Here is a 20,006-nt window from a genome sequence, read left to right as displayed (position 1 = left end):
CCTGCGGTTAAGGGGCCAGCGCCACGGCGGCCGGCACGGCCGGGTACGCTGTCGCATATTCCGCATCAAGGGCCGCCTGTTGGGCGGCTTTTTTCTCGCGCTCTTCCAGATAGCCGACCAGGCTGGCCTGATAGCGGCGGATATTCTCCACGTAGTTGTACGCTTCCTGGCCGCGCGCGTAGCCGTAGGTGGTCTGCGTGTAATAGCGGCGCTGGCTCAGCATCGGCAACCGCTGTTTTACATCCACCCAGCTGTCCGGGTTACCCTGCTGCGCTTTGGTGAGTTTGCGCGCATCCAGCATATGGCCGTAGCCCATATTGTACGCCGCCAGCGCAAACCAGATGCGCTCATCCGGCGGGATGGTGTCCGGCACTTTCGCCATCAGCCGCTCAAGGTAGAGCGCGCCGCCCTGAATGCTCTGCTCGGAGTCCAGCCGGTCATCCACGCCCAGCCCGGCGGCGGTGGCGCGGGTCAGCATCATCAGGCCGCGCACCCCGGTGGGGGAGGTGGCGGTGGGGTCCCAGTGCGACTCCTGATAGGCGATCACCGCCAGTAACCGCCAGTCAATCTGGCGCGCATACTTCTCAAACAGCGGTTTCAGGCTGGGCAGGGTGCTGTCAATGGCGGCCAGGAACGTCCGCGTATCCACATAATCAAAGCTGCCGACATGGCCGAGGTATTTCTCCTCCAGCCGCGCCAGCGAGCCGTCTTCCATCATCTGGCTGAAAAAATCGAGCATCGCCGCATAGAGGCTGTCATTGCCGCCGCGCGGGAAATACCAGGTGACCGGTTCCTCTTCGGTGATATCAAACGCCACCGCCAGCCGTGGGTGGATGCGTTGCAGCAACCCGATGGTTACCGAGTCGCCGATGCTGTATGCCAGTTTACCGTCCGCGACCTGTTCCAGCAGCTCGCGGGTGGAGAGATCGCTGGAGGATTCCCACGCCAGATCCGGGTGCTTGCCCTCTTTCAGCTGCTTCAGGGTGCTGATATAGGCCGAGCCGGAGGCCACCGCCAGCCGCCCTTTCAGCGCGTCGATATTTTTCGGCCGTACGCTGCCCTGCCGGTAAACCAGCTGCTGCGACACAGAGTAGTAAGCGGGGCCGGCGCGGAAGCGGGCGAGCCGCTCGGTGTTATAAATCAAGCCGGCGGCGATCAGATCGGCCCGCTGGTCGTCCAGATCATCAAACAGTTCATCGATGCTGCGGCGCGGCGTCACCACCAGTTTCACCCCCAGGTAGGCAGCGAAACGCTGGGCCAGTTCGTAGTCCAGCCCACCGGCCCCGGTCTGGGAGGTGTAATAGGTCAGCGGCGAATTAAGCGTGCTGATGCGCAGTTCGCCACGCGACAGGATGCGGTCAAGCGGGTCGTTCTGGTTGCTGTGCCAGGGTATGGCGGGCCAAAGGGCCAGCGCCAGCAGCAGGGCGACCGCACCGACCAAAAGGTAATTTAATTGTATGCGCTTCAAATAGTTGTCTCGTCGCGGCGCGTGTTGATTGCGTGTGTAAAATGTTGCCAAAATAGAGCTGAAATCACTGTGCCGGGGCATTTTGCTCAACAAAAAGTCAGCGTGCAACTTTATTGGCATCCTATGCCAAAAGGCAGGGCGGTGCAGTTAATCGCAACAATCGCTACGCAAACGGTTTCGTATGCGGGTGGGATTCTCTATAATGGCCGGCGTTTTCCCCCTGTTGCGCCCAATGAAGCCCTTTTGCCTGCGGCTTCGAAGACGAGAGAACTGAAATGATGGAAATACTGCGTGGTTCGCCCGCTTTGTCGGCTTTTCGTATTAACAAACTGTTATCCCGTTGCCAGGAAGCCCGCCTGCCGGTCGATGCGGTTTACGCTGAATATGTACACTTCGCCGACGTCTCTGCGCCGCTCAGCGCTGACGAACAGACCAAGCTGCAACGCCTGCTGAAATATGGCCCCTCTCTCGCCGAACATGCGCCGCAAGGCCGCCTGCTGCTGGTGACCCCACGCCCTGGTACGATTTCCCCCTGGTCTTCCAAAGCCACCGACATCGCCCACAACTGCGGCCTTATGCAGGTCACGCGCCTGGAGCGCGGCCTGGCCTTCTATATTGAAGCGCCCACGCTGACGGACGATCAGTGGCAGGCACTGGCCGCGTTGCTGCATGACCGCATGATGGAAACCGTGTTTACCGAACTGGAGCAGGCCCAGGCACTGTTTGCGCACCATCAGCCCGCCCCGGTTCAGCATGTGGATGTGCTGGGTGAAGGGCGCGGCGCGCTGGAGCAGGCAAACCTCCGCCTTGGGCTGGCGCTGGCGCAGGATGAGATCGACTACCTGCAACAGGCCTTTACCACGCTCGGGCGCAACCCGACCGATATCGAGCTGTACATGTTTGCCCAGGCAAACTCCGAGCACTGCCGCCATAAAATTTTCAACGCCGACTGGGTGATTGATGGCGAAACGCAGCCGAAATCGCTGTTCAAAATGATCAAAAACACCTTTGAGAAAACCCCGGATCACGTGCTGTCTGCTTATAAAGACAATGCCGCGGTGATGGAAGGCTCGAAGGTAGGGCGCTTCTTTGCTGACGCAGAGGACGGGCGCTATGACTACCATCAGGAAGAGGCGCACATCCTGATGAAAGTGGAAACCCACAACCACCCGACCGCCATCTCCCCGTGGCCGGGCGCGGCCACCGGCTCCGGCGGTGAAATCCGTGACGAGGGTGCCACCGGGCGCGGCGCGAAACCCAAAGCCGGGTTGGTGGGCTTCTCGGTCTCCAACCTGCGCATTCCCGGCTTCGAACAGCCCTGGGAAGAGGATTTCGGCAAGCCGGAGCGCATCGTCACTGCGCTGGAGATCATGACCGATGGCCCGCTGGGCGGCGCGGCATTCAATAACGAATTCGGCCGCCCGGCGCTGCTGGGCTACTTCCGTACCTATGAAGAACAGGTCAACAGCCATAACGGCGTGGAGCTGCGCGGCTACCACAAGCCGATCATGCTGGCGGGCGGCATCGGTAACATCCGTGCCGACCATGTGCAGAAGGGCGAGATCACCGTCGGTGCCAAACTGATTGTGCTCGGCGGCCCGGCCATGAATATCGGCCTTGGCGGCGGCGCAGCCTCATCAATGGCCTCCGGCCAGTCTGATGCCGATCTCGATTTCGCATCAGTACAGCGTGACAACCCGGAGATGGAGCGCCGTTGCCAGGAGGTGATTGACCGCTGCTGGCAGCTGGGCGAAGCGAACCCGATCCTGTTTATCCATGACGTCGGCGCAGGCGGCCTCTCGAATGCCATGCCGGAGCTGGTCAGTGACGGCGGCCGCGGCGGCCGTTTTGAACTGCGTGACATCCTGAATGACGAGCCGGGCATGAGCCCGCTGGAAGTCTGGTGTAATGAGTCGCAGGAGCGCTATGTACTGGCGGTTGACCCGGCCCAGCTGGCGCAGTTTGACGCCATCTGCCGCCGTGAACGTGCACCCTATGCGGTGATTGGCGAAGCGACGGAGGAGCGCCACCTGACGCTGAATGACCGCCATTTCGACAACCAGCCGATCGACATGCCGCTGGATGTGCTGCTGGGCAAAACGCCGAAGATGCTGCGTGATGTGACGCGCCAGCAGGCGGCCGGTGCGCCGTTGCAGCGTGAGGGCATCACGCTGGCGGACGCCGTGAAGCGCGTACTGCACCTGCCGGCGGTGGCGGAAAAAACCTTCCTGATCACCATTGGCGACCGCACCGTGACCGGCATGGTCGCGCGTGACCAGATGGTCGGCCCGTGGCAGATCCCGGTGGCAGACTGCGCGGTGACCACCGCCAGCCTCGACAGCTACCACGGTGAGGCGATGTCACTGGGTGAGCGCGCGCCGGTGGCGCTGCTGAACTTTGCCGCCTCGGCACGCCTGGCGGTGGGCGAGGCGTTGACCAACCTGGCGGCCACGCAGATTGGCGGCCTGAAGCGGGTGAAACTCTCCGCCAACTGGATGTCCGCGGCCGGGCACCCTGGCGAAGACGCCGGTTTGTATGACGCGGTGCGCGCCGTGGGTGAAGAACTCTGCCCGGCGCTGGGCATCACCATCCCGGTCGGCAAAGATTCCATGTCGATGAAAACCCGCTGGCAGGCCGGTACCGAACAGCGTGAGATGACGTCCCCGCTGTCGCTGGTGATCACCGCTTTTGCCCGCGTGGAAGACGTGCGCCGCACCGTGACGCCGCAACTGCGTACCGATAAAGGCGACAGCGCGCTGCTGCTGGTTGACCTCGGCAACGGCCGGAACGCGTTGGGTGCGACCGCACTGGCGCAGGTTTACCGCCAATTGGGTGACCAGACCGCTGACGTGCATGATGCCCAGCAGCTCGCCGGTTTCTTCAACGCCATGCAGGCGCTGGTGGCCGACGAAAAACTGCTGGCCTACCACGACCGCGGTGACGGCGGCCTGCTGGTGACGCTGGCAGAAATGGCCTTCGCCGGCCATTGCGGGCTGGACGCGGATATCCGGGCGCTGGGTGATGATCACCTGGCGGCGCTGTTCAACGAAGAACTCGGCGCAGTGATTCAGGTGAGCGCTGACCAGCGTGAGGCCGTAGAAGCCGTGCTGGCGCAGCATGGCCTGCAAGCGTGTACTCACTATCTGGGTCGCGTGACGGAAGGCGATCGCGTTGTCATCCGCAGCGGTGACAAAACCGTTTACAGCGAGAGCCGCCGCACTCTGCGTACCTGGTGGGCAGAAACCACCTGGCAGATGCAGCGCCTGCGGGACAACCCGGCGTGCGCCGATCAGGAGCATCAGGCCAAGCAGCAGGAGAACGATCCGGGCCTGAACGTCAACCTGACTTTTGCCATCGATGAAGATGTGGCGGCCCCCTATATTATCAAGCAGGCGCGCCCGAAAGTGGCAGTACTGCGCGAGCAGGGCGTTAACTCCCATGTGGAGATGGCGGCCGCGTTCCACCGTGCCGGGTTCGACGCAGTGGATGTGCACATGAGCGACCTGCTGGAAGGCCGCCGGAATTTGCAGGACTTCCATACGCTGGTGGCCTGTGGCGGCTTCTCCTATGGTGATGTGCTGGGCGCCGGTGAAGGCTGGGCAAAATCGGTGCTGTTCAACAACCAGGTGCGCGATGAGTTTGAGGCCTTCTTCAACCGGCCACAGACGCTGGCGCTGGGCGTGTGCAACGGCTGCCAGATGATGTCCAACCTGAAAGAGCTGATCCCGGGGGCGGAACACTGGCCGCGCTTTGTGCGCAACCAGTCAGACCGCTTCGAGGCTCGCTTCAGCCTGGTGGAAGTCACCGCCAGCCCGTCCCTGATGATGCAGGGCATGGCCGGTTCCCGGATGCCGATCGCCGTTTCCCACGGGGAAGGGCGCGTGGAAGTGCGTGATGCGGCGCATCTGGCTGAGCTGGAGCACCGCGGGCTGGTGGCGCTGCGTTACGTGGACAACAACGGCAGCGTGACGGAAACCTACCCGGCGAACCCGAACGGCTCGCCTAACGGCATTACCGCAGTAACCAACGCCAGCGGCCGCGTCACGGTGATGATGCCGCACCCGGAGCGCGTGTTCCGTACCGTCAGCAACTCCTGGCACCCGGACAACTGGGGCGAAGACAGCCCGTGGATGCGGATGTTCCGTAACGCCCGCCGTCAGTTGGGCTGATTTAACGGCTGTTTTTACTGCCCATTCTCAGGCGGCCTCCGGGCCGCCTTTTTTATGGCAGGGCCGGGTGTCGGGAAATTGCGACATACCCGGTTTTGGGTGTCTCTGAATAGCGACACGCAACCTATTGATTTTAATAATCTATAAATCAATGTGATTAAAGCGTCGGGTTTTAACGACAGGGAGAGTAGGAAGTAACCAATGTTTATCCGTATAGAAAAATAAAATAATCACCGCGCAATATAAAATTATTCTTAAATTTAATGAGTTAACGAATTTTATAAAAAGTTGGCATACATTGTGCTTATTAAGGCTCAGTTGCTCATTCACCTTACTTATGACAGCCCCGCTGATGCGGACTATGCGCTCCATAAGACCCGAATGACGCCAAAGCAAGGTGCCTATCGTCCACCGCACCGATACCGCTGAAAGGCGCTATCACCCGCAGGGCGACACGTTGAGTGAGGCACCAACCTGACCACCTCCGGCGATGAAGGATTCATCCGACGAGGTAAAAAAAGGATGCGCACGTCCCGCTTCTGATGAATGCCCGGCATCATCACACCGGGGACGTCACCAGGCATCCACCTTTTCCGGTTACGGGGCCAGCGCCGCGTAATGATAGGTCGAATTACTATCAGAGTCTGAGTTTTACCCCCTTGCCTGCGGACTCCGTAAGGCCGGGCAGGACGCCCACCGATTTGAGCACCGCATGATGGCGGTGCTTTTTTTTGCCTGTTTTTCAGCGCGGCGGCGGGGTGGGGTATACTGCCGGGCCGTGATGCGCACGGATTCAGCAAGGAGCCGGTTACCCCATGCGATTCACCAAACACCTTTTTGCCCGCAAAAGGCTGTCGATAAAAAGCGGGCGGCTGTTCCCGCGTTCGCTGCGCCAGCTGGTGCTGATGGCGTTCCTGCTGGTGCTGCTGCCGCTGCTGGTGCTGGCTTACCAGGCCTATGAGAGCCTGGACAACCTCAGCGCCCAGGCGGCGGACATCAACCGCACCACGCTGAGCGATGCCCGCCGCAGTGAGGCGATGACCAGCGTGGCGCTGGAGATGGAGCGCAGTTACCGCCAGTATTGTGTGCTGGATGACGCCACACTGGCACGGCTCTACCAGAACCAGCGCAAACAGTACGCGCAGATGCTCGGCACCCACGCCACCATTTTACCTGACCCCCGCTACTACCAGACGCTGCGCACCCTGCTGAACCAGCTGGCGGTGATGACGTGCCGCGAGAGCAGCCCGGCCCCGCAGGCGGCTGACGGGCTGGCGCAATTCTCCCGCGCCAATGCGGAAATGGTGCAGGCCACGCGCAACATCATCTTCTCCCGCGGGCAGCAGCTCCAGCACGCGATAGCCGAACGCGGCCAGTACTTTGGCTGGCAGGCGCTGCTGCTGTTCCTGCTCAGCGTCGCGCTGGTGGTGCTGTTTACCCGCATGATCATCGGCCCGGTCAAGGGCGTGGAACGGATGATCAACCGGCTGGGCGAAGGGCGGGCGCTGGGCAACAGCGTCTCTTTCCGCGGCCCGCGTGAGATCCGTTCGCTGGCGCAGCGCATTATCTGGCTGAGTGAACGGCTGGCCTGGCTGGAGTCACAGCGGCATGAATTCCTGCGCCATATCTCCCATGAGCTGAAAACGCCGCTGGCCAGTATGCGCGAAGGCACGGAGCTGCTGGCAGATGAAGTCGCCGGGCCGCTGACCCGTGACCAGCAGGAGGTGGTGGCGATCCTTGACCACAGCAGCCGGCACCTGCAAAAGCTGATTGAACAACTGCTGGATTACAACCGCAAACTGGCGGACGGCCCGGCCGGGAAAGAGGGGGTGGCACTGGCGGCGCTGATCAACCGGATCATGGCCGATCACAGCCTGCCGGCCCGCGCCAAGCAGATCACCACCCGGCTTGAGCTGGATGTGGCGGAGTGCTGGGCCGAGCCGACGCTGCTGATGCGCGCGCTGGACAATCTCTACTCCAATGCGGTGCACTACGGGGCTGAATCCGGTACCATTTGGGTCCGCAGCCAGCAGGTGGGCAACAGGGTACAGATTGAGGTGGCCAACAGCGGCACACCGATAGCCGAGGCGGAAAAAGCGATGGTCTTTGAGCCGTTTTTCCAGGGCAGCCAGCAGCGGAAAGGCGCTGTCAAAGGCAGCGGGCTGGGGCTGAGCATCGCCCATGACTGTATCCGCCGTATGCAGGGTGATCTGCAGCTGGTGAATGTCGCCTATGCTGATGTCTGCTTTCGCATTGAATTGCCTCTAACCGCCGGGAATGAATAACCATGATAACGCTTTCACTGCACACCCTGTTACGACAGGGGGCCGGACTGGCACAGGCCATCCGCCACGGCTGGCGCGCCCGGCTGGCAGCGCTGGCCGGTATGCCGTTACTGCTGGTGGGCTGTATGCAGGGCGGCGGCCAGGGGGCCGCGCTCTCCACGCCGGAAAAAATCCCGGACAAGCAGGTGATCGATTTCCGCGTCGCCTCCTGTGACACCCTCTGGGATCTGGACGGGAAAGAGTACACCGAGAACCCGCTCTATTGGTTGCGTGCGATGGATTGCGCAGACCGGCTGGGTGCCGTCCAGGCGCGCCAGCTCGGCACCTCAATGGACGTGACCGGCTGGGAGAACGCCTTCCGGCAGGGGATCCTGCTCTCCAGCGCTGCGCCATCGCCCGGTGAGCGCCGTCTGCTGCTGGAAAAAGTGAACCAGCACCGCGCACAGATGCCCGGCTCGCTGCGGCCGCTGGTGCAACTGTGGCGCGAGCGCCAGAATCTGGAGATTGTGCTGAATGATGACCGGGCCAAAGCGCAGCGCGCGCAGGAACTCGCCGCCAGCCAGTTGACGGCGCTGCACCAGACGCAGGCGCTGCTGCAAAACAAACTCAATGACACCCGGCAAAAGCTGGAAAACCTCACCGATATCGAACGCCAGCTCTCCTCGCGCAAGCAGTTGCAGGGGGAGTTGCCGGAAAGCGGCGAAAACCGCGGCAGCGCCCGCCCGGTTGAGCCGGATGACACCTACACGCCGCCCGCCGCGCAAGGCAGCCGGGCGTCCACCTCCGCCAACCCTTAAGGAGCGTCAGGGAGATGACCCAACGCAAACCCGCCAATCTGTTACTGGTCGATGATGACCCCAGCCTGCTGAAACTGCTGGGGATGCGCCTCACCAGTGAGGGCTTCAGCGTCACCACCGCCGGAAGCGGCCAGGAGGCGCTGCGGCTGCTGGCGCGTGACAAGATTGATCTGGTGATAAGCGACCTGCGGATGGATGAAATGGACGGCCTGGCGCTGTTCGCGGAGATCCAGAAACACCAGCCCGGGATGCCGGTGATTATCCTCACCGCCCACGGCTCGATCCCGGATGCGGTGGCCGCCACCCAGCAGGGCGTGTTCAGCTTCCTCACCAAACCGGTGGACCGCGATGCGCTCTACAAAGCGATTGATGAGGCGCTGGCGCTGACCACCGCTTCCGCCACCGATGAGCGCTGGCGGGAGGCGATCGTGACCCGCAGCCCGCTGATGCTGCGCCTGCTGGAGCAGGCTAGAATGGTGGCGCAATCGGATGTCAGCGTGCTGATTAACGGCCAGAGCGGCACCGGCAAAGAGGTGCTGGCACAGGCGATCCACGCGGCCAGCCCGCGCGCGAAAAATGCGTTTATCGCCATTAACTGTGGGGCGCTGCCGGAGCAATTGCTGGAGTCTGAACTGTTCGGCCACGCCAAAGGCGCCTTTACCGGCGCGGTCAGCCAGCGGGAAGGGCTGTTCCAGGCCGCCGAGGGCGGCACGCTGTTTCTCGACGAGATTGGCGACATGCCGCTGTCGCTCCAGGTCAAATTGCTGCGGGTATTGCAGGAGCGCAAAGTGCGCCCGCTCGGCAGCAACCGGGATCTGGACGTGAATGTGCGGATTATCTCCGCCACCCACCGTGACCTGCCGAAAGTGATGGCCAAGGGCGAGTTCCGTGAAGATCTCTTCTACCGGCTGAATGTGGTTAACCTTAAATTGCCTGCGCTGAATGAGCGGCCGGAGGATATCCCGCTGCTGGCCAATCACCTGCTGCGCGAGGCGGCAACCCGGCATAAACCCTTTGTGCGCAGCTTCTCCGCGGATGCGATGCGGCGGCTGATGGCCGCCGGCTGGCCGGGCAACGTGCGCCAGTTGGTCAACGTGATAGAGCAGTGTGTGGCGCTGACCACCGCCCCGGTGATCAGCGATGCGCTGGTGGAGCAGGCGCTGGAAGGGGAGAACACCGTGTTGCCGACCTTCGCGGAGGCGCGCAACCAGTTCGAGCTGCACTATCTGCGCAAGTTGCTGCAAATCGCCAAGGGCAATGTCACCCAGGCCGCACGGATGGCGGGGCGCAACCGCACCGAGTTCTACAAGCTGCTGTCGCGCCACGAGCTGGATGCCAATGACTTTAAAGAGTAAATGCACGTGCGGTGCAGGGCGTTGCGGCTAAACAAACTGGCCGGAATGCTTTACACTCGCAAGCCTGTTGCCCGTCACTGGGCACATGGCGGGGCAGGATACCGGGCAGATGCCATACTTGAAGCCCGGCAGCACCCCATAAGAGATGCCGCCATCAGGACGCCGGCTTTCACAGCCACAGGTCTTTGCTCTTCGCAGCCGGACATGTCCGGCCTGTCGCAACAGGGCGCGGCGCCAGACGACAACCTCCGGCTTTAGCCGCATATTATGTAAAAGAAAGGGTTCGCCATGAAAAAAATTGACGCGATTATTAAGCCATTCAAGCTGGATGATGTCCGTGAGGCGCTGGCTGAAGTCGGGATCACCGGCATGACGGTGACGGAAGTGAAAGGGTTTGGCCGCCAGAAAGGCCACACTGAACTCTACCGTGGCGCGGAATATATGGTGGATTTCCTGCCGAAGGTGAAAATTGAGATTGTGGTGGCTGACGACATCGTGGATACCTGTGTCGAAACCATCATGAAGACCGCGCAGACCGGTAAAATCGGTGACGGGAAAATCTTTGTGTTTGATGTGCTGCGTGTGGTGCGTATCCGTACCGGCGAAGAGGACGAAGAGGCGATCTGACGCCTCCCGTCACCGGGCGGGATGGCTCCCGCCCGCGCTTTATCAAACCACTTTATGCGGGCCGAACACCTCATAGTGCAGGCGATCGGTGCTGACGCCCATCTCCAGCAGCTGGCGTGCGGCGAACTGCATAAAGGCCACCGGGCCGCACAGGTAGATGTGCAACGCCGGATTGCGCAGGGTCCCGGCCAGCGGCGCCAGATCCATCACCCCTTCTGTGTCATACCCTTCACCCTGTACATCCCCCTCAGCCGGGACGCGATACCAGATATGGCGGTGTAAACCCGGCATGTTCGCGGCGATATCCGCCACTTCCTGCGCGAACGCATGGACACGGCCATTTTCCGCGGCATGGAGCCACCAGACCGGCGCGCGGTGCTGCGTCTCATGCAGCGTGTGCAGCATGGCCAGCATCGGGGTCTGGCCCACCCCGGCGGAGATCAGCGCCACCGGCGTTTCCGGCGTCACGTCCATAAAGAAATCGCCGTGCGGTGCCGCCAGGTTAACCACGGTGCCGACCTGCGCCACATCATGCAGGTAGTTGGAGGCTTTACCGCCACCCTCACGTTTGACTGCGATCCGGTAGCTGCGGCCATTCGGGCTTTGCGTCAGCGAGTACTGGCGGATCTGCTGGTATTCGTTAAAGGCTTCATCCCGGATATAAACCGAAATGTACTGCCCCGGCTGGTAATCGGCGACCGGTTGGCCATCTACCGGTGCCAGTTCAATGCTGCTTATCACCTCGCTCTGCGGCGTTTTTGCCACAATGCGGAACGCCCGCACCCCTTCCCAGCCGCCGCGTTTGGCCGCAGTCTGCTGGTAGATCTGGCTTTCACGCTGGATAAAGACGTCGGCCAGTACCCCATAGGCTTTGCCCCAGGCATCCAGCACCTCCTGGCCGGGGCTGAGCAACTCATCCAGCGTCGCCAGCAGGTTCTCACCCACAATCGCGTACTGCTCCGGGCGGATGTTCAGGCTGGTATGTTTCTGCGCAATCTTCTCCACCGCCGGCAGGATAGCCGGCAGGTTTTCAATGTTGGCCGCATAGGCACAAATGGCATTAAACAGTGCCTCACGCTGATCACCTTTCATCTGGTGGCTCATGTTGAACACATGTTTCAGCTCAGGGTGGCGGCCCAGCATACGGTCATAAAAGTGGGCGGTGAGGGCGGGGCCGGTCGCCACCAGAGCAGGAATGGTCGATTTGATGGTGGCGATGGTGGTGGTATCAAGCATGAGGTGCTCCTGAAGACGCGCGGCGTCAGAATTATAAATGATGTATTTTAAATGCATCTTATAGCGCGGCCGATCGCTTGTAAATAGCCGTTGATTTGTTAAGGTTTTGTAATAATGAGAGATGGCTTCCAAAGGTGAAAAATTTGCTTTATTACCGAGAGAACAGCCGGTGAGATTTAGTGAGAAGTTAATGGGGAAAGCCTTGCCGGGCGGGAAGCCAACCGTTTGCGTAAAAAGCTGGCCGCAACCCTATGGCCGCAGGCAAAAACAGTTTACACTGTGCCGCATATCCCGTTGGGGGTCGTTTAATTGCGTGTGAGTCAGGAGAAGCAGATGTTAAAGCGTGAAATGAACATTGCCGATTATGATGCCGAGCTGTGGCAGGCAATGGAGCAGGAAGTCGTGCGTCAGGAAGAACATATTGAACTGATTGCCTCTGAAAACTACACCAGTCCGCGTGTGATGCAGGCACAAGGTTCTCAGCTGACCAACAAATACGCTGAAGGCTATCCGGGCAAACGCTACTACGGCGGCTGCGAGTATGTCGACATCGTTGAGCAACTGGCGATCGACCGTGCCAAAGCCCTGTTCGGCGCAGACTACGCCAACGTCCAGCCGCACTCCGGCTCCCAGGCTAACTTCGCGGTTTACACGGCGTTGCTGCAACCGGGTGACACCATCCTCGGGATGAACCTGGCCCACGGCGGCCACCTGACCCACGGCTCCCCGGTTAACCTGTCCGGCAAACTCTATAACGTGGTGCCTTACGGCATCGATGAGACCGGCAAAATCGACTATGACGATCTGGCCCGTCAGGCGCAGGCGCACCAGCCGAAAATGATCATCGGCGGTTTCTCAGCCTACTCCGGTACCGTTGACTGGGCAAAAATGCGTGAGATTGCCGACAGCATCGGCGCGTACCTGTTTGTGGACATGGCGCACGTGGCAGGCCTGGTGGCCGCCGGTGTCTACCCGAACCCGGTGCCTCATGCCCATATCGTGACCACCACCACCCATAAAACCCTGGCAGGCCCGCGCGGCGGCCTGATCCTGGCGAAAGGCGGTGATGAGGATCTGTACAAGAAGCTGAACTCCGCTGTGTTCCCCGGCGGCCAGGGCGGCCCGCTGATGCATGTGATTGCCGGTAAAGCGGTGGCACTGAAAGAAGCGATGGAGCCTGAGTTCAAAACTTACCAGCAGCAGGTCGCCAAAAACGCCAAAGCGATGGTGGAAGTGGTACTGGCGCGTGGCTATAAAGTGGTGTCCGGCGGCACGGAAAACCACCTGTTCCTGATGGATCTGGTGGACAAAAACCTGACCGGTAAAGAAGCGGATGCCGCCCTGGGCCGCGCCAACATTACCGTGAACAAAAACAGCGTGCCGAACGATCCGAAAAGCCCGTTCGTGACCTCCGGCATCCGCATCGGTACCCCGGCAGTGACCCGCCGCGGCTTCAATGAAGATGACGTGCGCGAACTGGCCGGCTGGATCTGTGATGTGCTGGACAACATCAATGATGAAGCCACCATTGAACGTGTGAAACAGAAAGTGCTGGCCATCTGCGCCCGCCTGCCGGTTTACGCATAACCGCCCGCTGACCGGAGCAGGCCCTGCCTGCACGCTCATGCACTGACAGAAAAGGTACTGCCCGGCAGTACCTTTTTTTCGCCCGGACTTTTTCACCCGGACATTTTTCGGACGGCCTTTTTTGCCTATACTCCGGTGCAGCCCATGCGCGGCTGACCACCGGGCGTGGCCGCTCACCAACAGGAACGGGTGCTGATGTGCCCGGCGCAAGGCAGCGCGGCGTTGACCGGCTCTGCCTGTTATCGGAGATACCATGGTTTTGCCATCCTCGTACTGGCTGGGGCTCAGCTACTTCACCTATTTCTTCGCTTACGGCATCTTTTTGCCGTTTTTTGCTACCTGGCTGAAAGGCGAGGGGCTGGATGCCCAAGCCATCGGGCTGTTGCTCGGCATCGGGATGGTAGCCCGCTTCTCCGGCACGCTGCTGCTGGCCCCGGCAGTGAAAGAGGCGTCCCAGCTGGTGGCGGCGTTGCGCCTGATTGCCCTGCTGGCGCTGGCCTGTTGTGTGGGATTCTGGTTTGGCAGCAGCTGGGCCTGGCTGATGCTGGTGATGGCCGGTTTCAACCTCTTTTTCGGCCCGCTGGTGCCGATGAGTGACGCGCTGGCGGCCACCTGGCAGCGGCAAATCGCCCTGGACTACGGCAAAGTGCGGGTCTGGGGATCGCTGGCATTTGTGATTGGCTCGGCGTTTACCGGCAAAATGATTGCTGTGTTCGGGCATGGTGCCATTCTGTCAGCCCTGACGGCCGGGCTGGCGGCGATGCTGCTCGGGATGCTGCTGCGCCCGGCCGTGCCGCCGAAAGCTGACGCCCAGGCCGCAGAGCGTGGGGCAATCCCGTGGCGGGAGTTGCTGCGCCAGCCGCCGGTACGCCAGTTCCTGCTGTGCGTGACGCTGTTACAGGCGGCGCACGCGGGCTATTACAGCTTCAGCGCGTTGTACTGGCAGGAGGCGGGGTACCCGGCCTCGGTAGTGGGCTATCTCTGGTCACTCGGGGTAGTGGCGGAGGTGCTGGTATTCACCTTCAGCCGCCAGTTGTTCTCCCGCTGGAGCGCCCGACACCTGTTGCTGCTTTCCGCCTGTTGCGGGGTGGTGCGCTGGGCGCTGATGGGCAGCTTTATTGGCCTGCCGTGGCTGGTGGTGATGCAGCTTCTGCACTGCGGCAGTTTTACGGTGTGCCACCTGGCGGCGATGCGCTTTATCTCTGCGCGTGACCCGCGTGAAGTGATCCGCCTGCAAGCCGCTTATTCAGCACTGGCGATGGGCGGCGGGATTGCGGTAATGACGGTGCTGGCCGGTTTCCTGTTCCAGCATATTCACCAGCAGGTGTTCTGGGTGATGGCGCTGGTGGCGCTGCCGGCCATCTTCTTGCGGCCGAAGGTGCAGCCCGCAGGCCGGTAAGCCGCGTCAGGGGCTTTCCAACAGGGCGCGGATCTGCATCCGCTGCGCCTTTTCCAGCGGCAGTTCCACATGCAGGATCGGCATGGTAATTGCCGGTTCATCGGCCGGGTAGGGGGTGACCACCAGCGTCACCCCCTGCGGCGGCCCCTGGCGCAGGAAATGCGAAAGCGGCAGGTACTTCACGGAGAGCGGCAACAGGGTCGCGTCACGGATGTGCTGTTCCACCGCCGTTTCCAGCTCCGGATTGCCGTTGGTCAGCAACAGTACCTGCTTCTCCTGCAATGCACTGCCGTGCATCAGCCAGGCCCCGAAACAGATGGTAATTAACCCCACTTCCTCCGGCGAAAGACGCAGGTCATACGCGGCTTCAAATTCCTCCAGCGCTTCCAGTGTGGTGCGCATCAGCCGGGGGTACATGCGCGTGACCTCTTCAAGCAAGGTGTGATCGATGCCGATGTCAAACCGGCAACGCTCGATAGCCGCCCCCAGATGGGTAAACAACTGGCCGGCCAGCCCCTCGCGGCTGCTGAAGCTCATGCCGGCAATCTGCTGGAAACGGCCAATCAGCCGGTGAACCTGCTCCTGCAAGTGCTGGTCTTCCGGCGAGTCGCTGCTGTCATAGCTGTGGGTTTTCAGCAGGGTAAACAGCAGTGTCAGGAAATCGCGCTCCGCCTCACACGGGGGCAGGGCAAAGCGCTCAGCCAGCGCTGCGGCCAGGTAGCCCGCCGCATCACACTCACTTTTCTGCCGCAGCCATGTCAGCTGAGGGGGGGTAAAACCGGGGTGGCAGAGCTGGTGGTGGCAGTTCAGGCAATATTTGATAAACAGGCAGAGAAAGTGCCGGTCACGGTCATTTACCGGGCGTCGCAGCCGGACTTCCGCCTGCTCAATCAGGGTATGCAACACCCGGTCGGTCTCTTCGGCCCCGGCCTGATGAAACGCCGCCATGCCCTGATGCAGGGCGAGGGCGGCCTGCTGGGTGGTGAAATCGGGGGAAATACGCAGGGCGCGCCGTAACCAGTGGAAAAAGCATAAACGCTGGTTAAGTGAGGTGCCGGTAATGCGGCAGGTTCCGGCCTCATCAAGGATGAGATCCAGATGGTGGAAGCGCTGGATCTCCGCGGCAACCGCGGCCACATCCAGCCGGGTTGTTGAAAGGTCAACCCCATTGATTTGGCTGATCTTCTCCAGGCGCACCGCAGGGGAGAGCGCATACAACATCAGGACGATATGGCAGCGCCGTTGTTGACCGGAGAGCTCAGGCGCAGAGGACGTGGCCAGGCTCATGAACACCTTCTGACGATTGCTTTAGTGTGGAGGAGTAAGCATAGCAAAGGGGCCGTAAGGCCGCGCCGGGGGCGCTGTTTTTTGCTCCGGCTTTGAAGCGCCATCACATTTATTGACGGGCCGCCAGGCACCGCAGGCAAAAAAAATGCCGCCCCTGAGGGCGGCATCACAAAATTTGTCCAGATAAATTAACGTTTCAGCGCTTCGCTCAGCTCTTCACGCATGGTGCTCAGCAGCGATTTCACCACACGCGGGTTACCGGCCACGATATTGCCGGAGTTGAAATGGTTGTGGCCGCCCATGAAGTCAGTCACGATGCCGCCCGCTTCACGCACCAGCAGCTCACCGCCGGCGAAATCCCACGGCTTCAGGCCAATCTCAAAGAAACCGTCCACGCGGCCGGCAGCCACATAGGCCAGATCCAGCGCGGCGGAACCGGTGCGGCGGAAGTCTGCGCACTGGGTAAAGAGCTTGCCGACCACGTTGATGTACGGGGTGGCGTGCTGTTTCAGTTTGTACGGGAAGCCGGTGGCCAGAATGGTGCCGTCCAGATCGCGGGCGTTGCCGCCGCGCAGGCGGTAGCCGTTCAGCTGAGCACCCTGACCGCGGGTTGCCGTGAACAGTTCATTGCGCATTGGGTCATAAACCACCGCCACTTCAGTACGGCCTTTGATGCGTACGGCAATGGAGACCGCGAAGTGCGGCAGACGTTTGATGAAGTTGGTGGTGCCATCCAGTGGGTCGATAATCCATTGTACATCCTGGTCTTCGCCGGCCAGTTCACCGCACTCTTCAGAGATGATGGTGTGCTGGGGGTAAGAACGGCGGATCACGTCGATAATCAGGTGCTCAGCGTCACGATCAACGTTAGTAACAAAGTCATTGGTGCCTTTCTGGCTCGCTTCGACAGCGTCCGGGGTTTCGTAGTTTTTGGCAATCAGGTTACCGGCCTTACGCGCAGCGCGCACGGCGATGGTGAGCATCGGATGCATGGGTATCTTCCAACTAGGATGTTAAAGAACGGGAAACGGCGCGCAGTATAGCAGGGCTTCTGAAAAATACCTACGGTTGTGTTAGCATGGGCCGATTTTCCGCAACCTTCAGAGTTCGTATGCTGCACAATATCCGCATTGTCCTGGTTGAAACTTCTCATACCGGTAACATGGGCTCTACCGCCCGTGCCATGAAAACCATGGGCCTCACCAACCTCTATCTGGTGAACCCGCTGGTGAAGCCCGACTCGCAGGCCATCTCCCTGGCCGCCGGTGCCAGTGATGTCATCGGTAACGCGACCATTGTCGACACCCTGGACGAGGCGCTGGCCGGTTGCAGTCTGGTGGTCGGCACCAGCGCCCGCTCACGCACCCTGCCGTGGCCGATGCTGGAGCCGCGTGAATGTGGCGTGAAATGCGCTCAGACTGCCGAAAGCGCCCCGGTGGCGCTGGTGTTCGGCCGTGAGCGCGTGGGCCTCACCAATGAAGAACTTCAGAAATGTCACTACCACGTCTGTATCCCGGCCAACCCGGAATACAGCTCGCTGAACCTGGCGATGGCGGTACAGCTGATTGCTTATGAAGTCCGCGTGGCCTGGCTCGACCGGCAGGAAAACGGCCAGGACGCCGCCCCGGAAGAGGCCTACCCGCTGGTGGACGATCTGGAGCGTTTTTACGGCCATCTGGAACAGGTGCTGTTGCAGACCGGCTTTATCCGCCCGCAGCATCCGGGTCAGATAATGAGCCGTTTGCGCCGCCTGTTTACCCGCGCGCGGCCGGAAACCCAGGAGCTGAACATCCTGCGCGGTATCCTGACGTCTATCGAGAAAAAGCAGTAATCCTTCCAGCCCGTTGAAAAGTAACGCATTCAACGGGCTTGCTGTTTCCATCCCTGCCTGAAATGCTGTTTCGCCTTTAATACCTGACTGTTTCACTCAGGTAAATAGTTGACTGAAATACTCGGGAATGGCAGACTCTTGGCCATATTTCACCCCCCTTATTTACAGGTAATATTCGCCATGAGACTGACTTCAAAGGGTCGTTACGCAGTCACCGCTATGCTGGACGTAGCATTACACTCCCAGGACGGGCCGGTTCCGTTAGCCGATATTTCTGAACGTCAGGGCATTTCGCTCTCCTACCTGGAGCAGCTGTTCTCCCGCCTGCGTAAAAATGGCCTGGTGGCCAGTGTACGCGGTCCGGGCGGTGGTTACCTGCTGGGCAAAGACGTGGCAGAAATCGCCGTGGGCGCGGTGATCACCGCCGTAGACGAATCCATTGACGCGACCCGTTGCCAGGGCAAAGAAGGCTGCCAGGGCGGCGACCGCTGCCTGACCCACACCCTGTGGCGCGACCTGAGTGAGCGTATCAGCGGCTTCCTGAACAACATCACGCTGGCTGAACTGGTGAACAACCAGGAAGTGCTGGACGTGGCTGACCGTCAGAACCATGAAACCCGCCGTCTGACGCCTGCCGGGCGTCCGCAAGAAGCGATCAATGTAAATCTGCGTTCGTAAGCCGGACGCGTTACACTGACGTTTTATGTGATGTACGGAGTTGAAGAGTCATGAAATTACCGATTTATCTGGATTATGCGGCCACCACGCCGGTTGACCCGCGTGTGGCTGAAAAGATGATGCAGTGTCTGACCCTGGACGGTACTTTCGGTAACCCTGCCTCCCGCTCGCACCGTTTTGGCTGGCAGGCGGAAGAGGCAGTGGATGTCGCCCGGAATAACGTTGCCGAACTGATTGGTGCCGATCCGCGTGAGATCGTCTTTACCTCCGGTGCCACCGAATCCAACAACCTGGCGATCAAGGGCGCAGCCCATGCGAATCAGGAAAAAGGGCGGCGCATCATCACCAGCGTGACCGAGCATAAAGCGGTGCTGGATACCTGCCGGCAACTGGAGCAGGAAGGGTTCGACGTCACCTACCTGACGCCGCAACGCAACGGCCTGATTGACCTGGCTGACCTGGCTGCCGCCATGCGTGACGACACCCTGCTGGTATCCATCATGCACGTCAACAATGAGATTGGCGTGGTGCAGGATGTCGCGGCCATCGGGGAGCTGTGCCACAGCCGGGGCATCCTTTTCCATGTGGATGCCACCCAGAGCGTCGGCAAACTGCCGGTTGACCTGAATGAACTCAGGATTGACCTGATGTCGTTCTCCGGCCATAAAATTTACGGCCCGAAAGGCATCGGCGGCCTCTACGTGCGCCGCAAACCGCGCGTCCGTATTGAAGCCCAGATCCACGGCGGCGGCCATGAGCGCGGTATGCGTTCCGGCACCCTGCCGGTGCACCAGATTGTCGGCATGGGCGAAGCCTACCGCATCGCCAACATGGAGATGGCGGCTGAAAGTGAGCGCCTGCACCGCCTGCGCGACCGCCTGTGGCAGGGGTTGAGCGAGATTGACGGCGTCAGCCTCAACGGTTCGCTGGCGCATGGGGTGCCGAACATCCTGAACGTCAGTTTCAGCCATGTGGACGGGGAATCCCTGATCATGGCGCTGAAGGATCTGGCGCTCTCCTCCGGTTCCGCCTGTACCTCTGCCAGCCTGGAGCCCTCTTATGTACTGCGGGCGCTGGGGCTGAATGATGAACTGGCGCACAGCTCGCTGCGTTTCTCCGCCGGGCGTTTCACCACCGAGGATGAGATTGATTACGCCGTCGCGCTGGTGCGTAAATCGGTTGAACGCCTGCGCCGTCTCTCCGGCGCGGCCTGACACGGCACAGGTTGCCTGTCCTATCAGGTAAAAACTGCTGGCAGCGGCCCACCGGGTCTGGTTAGATAAAGCA

The 20,006-nt window shown here is 60.8% G+C and carries 14 protein-coding genes; 10 read left to right on the top strand and 4 right to left on the bottom strand.

Annotation, left to right across the window (positions count from 1 at the left end; translation table 11 throughout):
- Positions 1 to 7 precede the first annotated feature (7 nt).
- A complete protein-coding gene (gene mltF / locus JK232_RS17150) occupies positions 8 to 1,468 on the bottom strand; it encodes a membrane-bound lytic murein transglycosylase MltF (protein WP_072930208.1) in 1,461 nt (486 codons plus the stop codon).
- A 275-nt stretch (positions 1,469 to 1,743) separates the two neighbouring features.
- Here mltF and purL point away from each other — a divergent pair, with 275 nt between their 5' ends.
- The 5 genes from purL (at position 1,744) to glnB (ending at position 10,701) form a co-directional block, all read left to right on the top strand.
- Positions 1,744 to 5,637, top strand: coding sequence for a phosphoribosylformylglycinamidine synthase (gene purL / locus JK232_RS17145; RefSeq protein WP_212589443.1), 3,894 nt, complete (start codon positions 1,744 to 1,746; stop codon positions 5,635 to 5,637).
- Between the two features lie 815 nt (positions 5,638 to 6,452).
- Positions 6,453 to 7,922, top strand: coding sequence for a sensor histidine kinase (locus JK232_RS17140; protein ID WP_072930211.1), 1,470 nt, complete (start codon positions 6,453 to 6,455; stop codon positions 7,920 to 7,922).
- Between the two features lie 2 nt (positions 7,923 to 7,924).
- Positions 7,925 to 8,719, top strand: a complete 795-nt coding sequence (qseG, locus tag JK232_RS17135) for a two-component system QseEF-associated lipoprotein QseG (protein WP_072930213.1) — start codon at positions 7,925 to 7,927, stop codon at positions 8,717 to 8,719.
- Positions 8,720 to 8,733: 14 nt separating this feature from the next.
- On the top strand, positions 8,734 to 10,074 hold the full coding sequence (gene glrR, locus JK232_RS17130; protein WP_072930215.1) for a two-component system response regulator GlrR: 1,341 nt from the start codon (positions 8,734 to 8,736) through the stop codon (positions 10,072 to 10,074).
- Positions 10,075 to 10,362: 288 nt separating this feature from the next.
- Positions 10,363 to 10,701 (top strand): nitrogen regulatory protein P-II, encoded by a 339-nt coding sequence (glnB, locus tag JK232_RS17125; protein ID WP_072930217.1) that lies wholly within the window; start codon positions 10,363 to 10,365, stop codon positions 10,699 to 10,701.
- Positions 10,702 to 10,743: 42 nt separating this feature from the next.
- Here glnB and hmpA read toward each other — a convergent pair whose 3' ends face one another.
- Entirely contained in the window at positions 10,744 to 11,937 is a 1,194-nt protein-coding gene (gene hmpA / locus JK232_RS17120) for an NO-inducible flavohemoprotein (RefSeq protein ID WP_101828701.1), read from the bottom strand.
- A gap of 333 nt (positions 11,938 to 12,270) precedes the next feature.
- Here hmpA and glyA point away from each other — a divergent pair, with 333 nt between their 5' ends.
- Both glyA and JK232_RS17110 read left to right on the top strand, forming a co-directional pair.
- The gene (gene glyA / locus JK232_RS17115) at positions 12,271 to 13,524 is read left to right on the top strand and encodes a serine hydroxymethyltransferase (RefSeq protein WP_072930222.1); all 1,254 of its coding nucleotides are present in this window, start codon (positions 12,271 to 12,273) and stop codon (positions 13,522 to 13,524) included.
- A 253-nt stretch (positions 13,525 to 13,777) separates the two neighbouring features.
- Positions 13,778 to 14,923, top strand: coding sequence for a 3-phenylpropionate MFS transporter (locus JK232_RS17110; RefSeq protein ID WP_072930224.1), 1,146 nt, complete (start codon positions 13,778 to 13,780; stop codon positions 14,921 to 14,923).
- Positions 14,924 to 14,929: 6 nt separating this feature from the next.
- On the opposite strand, the gene csiE is transcribed toward JK232_RS17110, so the two are convergent.
- Positions 14,930 to 16,210 carry a stationary phase inducible protein CsiE gene (csiE, locus tag JK232_RS17105; RefSeq protein WP_101828703.1) on the bottom strand — a complete coding sequence of 427 codons (1,281 nt, stop codon included), beginning with the start codon at positions 16,208 to 16,210 and terminating at the stop codon, positions 14,930 to 14,932.
- Between the two features lie 188 nt (positions 16,211 to 16,398).
- The gene (gene suhB / locus JK232_RS17100) at positions 16,399 to 17,202 is read right to left on the bottom strand and encodes an inositol-1-monophosphatase (RefSeq protein ID WP_072930226.1); all 804 of its coding nucleotides are present in this window, start codon (positions 17,200 to 17,202) and stop codon (positions 16,399 to 16,401) included.
- 119 nt (positions 17,203 to 17,321) lie between these two features.
- On the opposite strand from suhB, the gene trmJ reads away from it, so the two are divergent.
- The 3 genes from trmJ (at position 17,322) to JK232_RS17085 (ending at position 19,933) form a co-directional block, all read left to right on the top strand.
- Positions 17,322 to 18,041 (top strand): tRNA (cytosine(32)/uridine(32)-2'-O)-methyltransferase TrmJ, encoded by a 720-nt coding sequence (gene trmJ / locus JK232_RS17095; RefSeq protein WP_072930228.1) that lies wholly within the window; start codon positions 17,322 to 17,324, stop codon positions 18,039 to 18,041.
- Between the two features lie 180 nt (positions 18,042 to 18,221).
- Positions 18,222 to 18,719 (top strand): Fe-S cluster assembly transcriptional regulator IscR, encoded by a 498-nt coding sequence (iscR, locus tag JK232_RS17090; protein WP_072930229.1) that lies wholly within the window; start codon positions 18,222 to 18,224, stop codon positions 18,717 to 18,719.
- A gap of 50 nt (positions 18,720 to 18,769) precedes the next feature.
- Entirely contained in the window at positions 18,770 to 19,933 is a 1,164-nt protein-coding gene (locus JK232_RS17085; protein ID WP_212589442.1) for an IscS subfamily cysteine desulfurase, read from the top strand.
- Positions 19,934 to 20,006 lie beyond the last annotated feature (73 nt).

This window comes from Nissabacter archeti, from assembly GCF_018257325.1.
Taxonomy (GTDB): domain Bacteria; phylum Pseudomonadota; class Gammaproteobacteria; order Enterobacterales; family Enterobacteriaceae; genus Chimaeribacter; species Chimaeribacter arupi.
Note: the sequence above shows the minus strand (reverse complement) of the source record. Positions and strands in the feature narration are given on the sequence as shown.

What these genes read in the sequence shown, in the direction of transcription:
- trmJ (WP_072930228.1), top strand. Translation starts at nt 17,322, where the DNA reads ATGCTGCACAATATCCGCATTGTCCTGGTTGAAACTTCTCATACCGGT.
- JK232_RS17110 (WP_072930224.1), top strand. Translation starts at nt 13,778, where the DNA reads ATGGTTTTGCCATCCTCGTACTGGCTGGGGCTCAGCTACTTCACCTAT.
- qseG (WP_072930213.1), top strand. Translation starts at nt 7,925, where the DNA reads ATGATAACGCTTTCACTGCACACCCTGTTACGACAGGGGGCCGGACTG.
- purL (WP_212589443.1), top strand. Translation starts at nt 1,744, where the DNA reads ATGATGGAAATACTGCGTGGTTCGCCCGCTTTGTCGGCTTTTCGTATT.
- iscR (WP_072930229.1), top strand. Translation starts at nt 18,222, where the DNA reads ATGAGACTGACTTCAAAGGGTCGTTACGCAGTCACCGCTATGCTGGAC.
- glnB (WP_072930217.1), top strand. Translation starts at nt 10,363, where the DNA reads ATGAAAAAAATTGACGCGATTATTAAGCCATTCAAGCTGGATGATGTC.
- glrR (WP_072930215.1), top strand. Translation starts at nt 8,734, where the DNA reads ATGACCCAACGCAAACCCGCCAATCTGTTACTGGTCGATGATGACCCC.
- JK232_RS17085 (WP_212589442.1), top strand. Translation starts at nt 18,770, where the DNA reads ATGAAATTACCGATTTATCTGGATTATGCGGCCACCACGCCGGTTGAC.
- hmpA (WP_101828701.1), bottom strand. Translation starts at nt 11,937, where the DNA reads ATGCTTGATACCACCACCATCGCCACCATCAAATCGACCATTCCTGCT.
- suhB (WP_072930226.1), bottom strand. Translation starts at nt 17,202, where the DNA reads ATGCATCCGATGCTCACCATCGCCGTGCGCGCTGCGCGTAAGGCCGGT.
- csiE (WP_101828703.1), bottom strand. Translation starts at nt 16,210, where the DNA reads ATGAGCCTGGCCACGTCCTCTGCGCCTGAGCTCTCCGGTCAACAACGG.
- glyA (WP_072930222.1), top strand. Translation starts at nt 12,271, where the DNA reads ATGTTAAAGCGTGAAATGAACATTGCCGATTATGATGCCGAGCTGTGG.
- JK232_RS17140 (WP_072930211.1), top strand. Translation starts at nt 6,453, where the DNA reads ATGCGATTCACCAAACACCTTTTTGCCCGCAAAAGGCTGTCGATAAAA.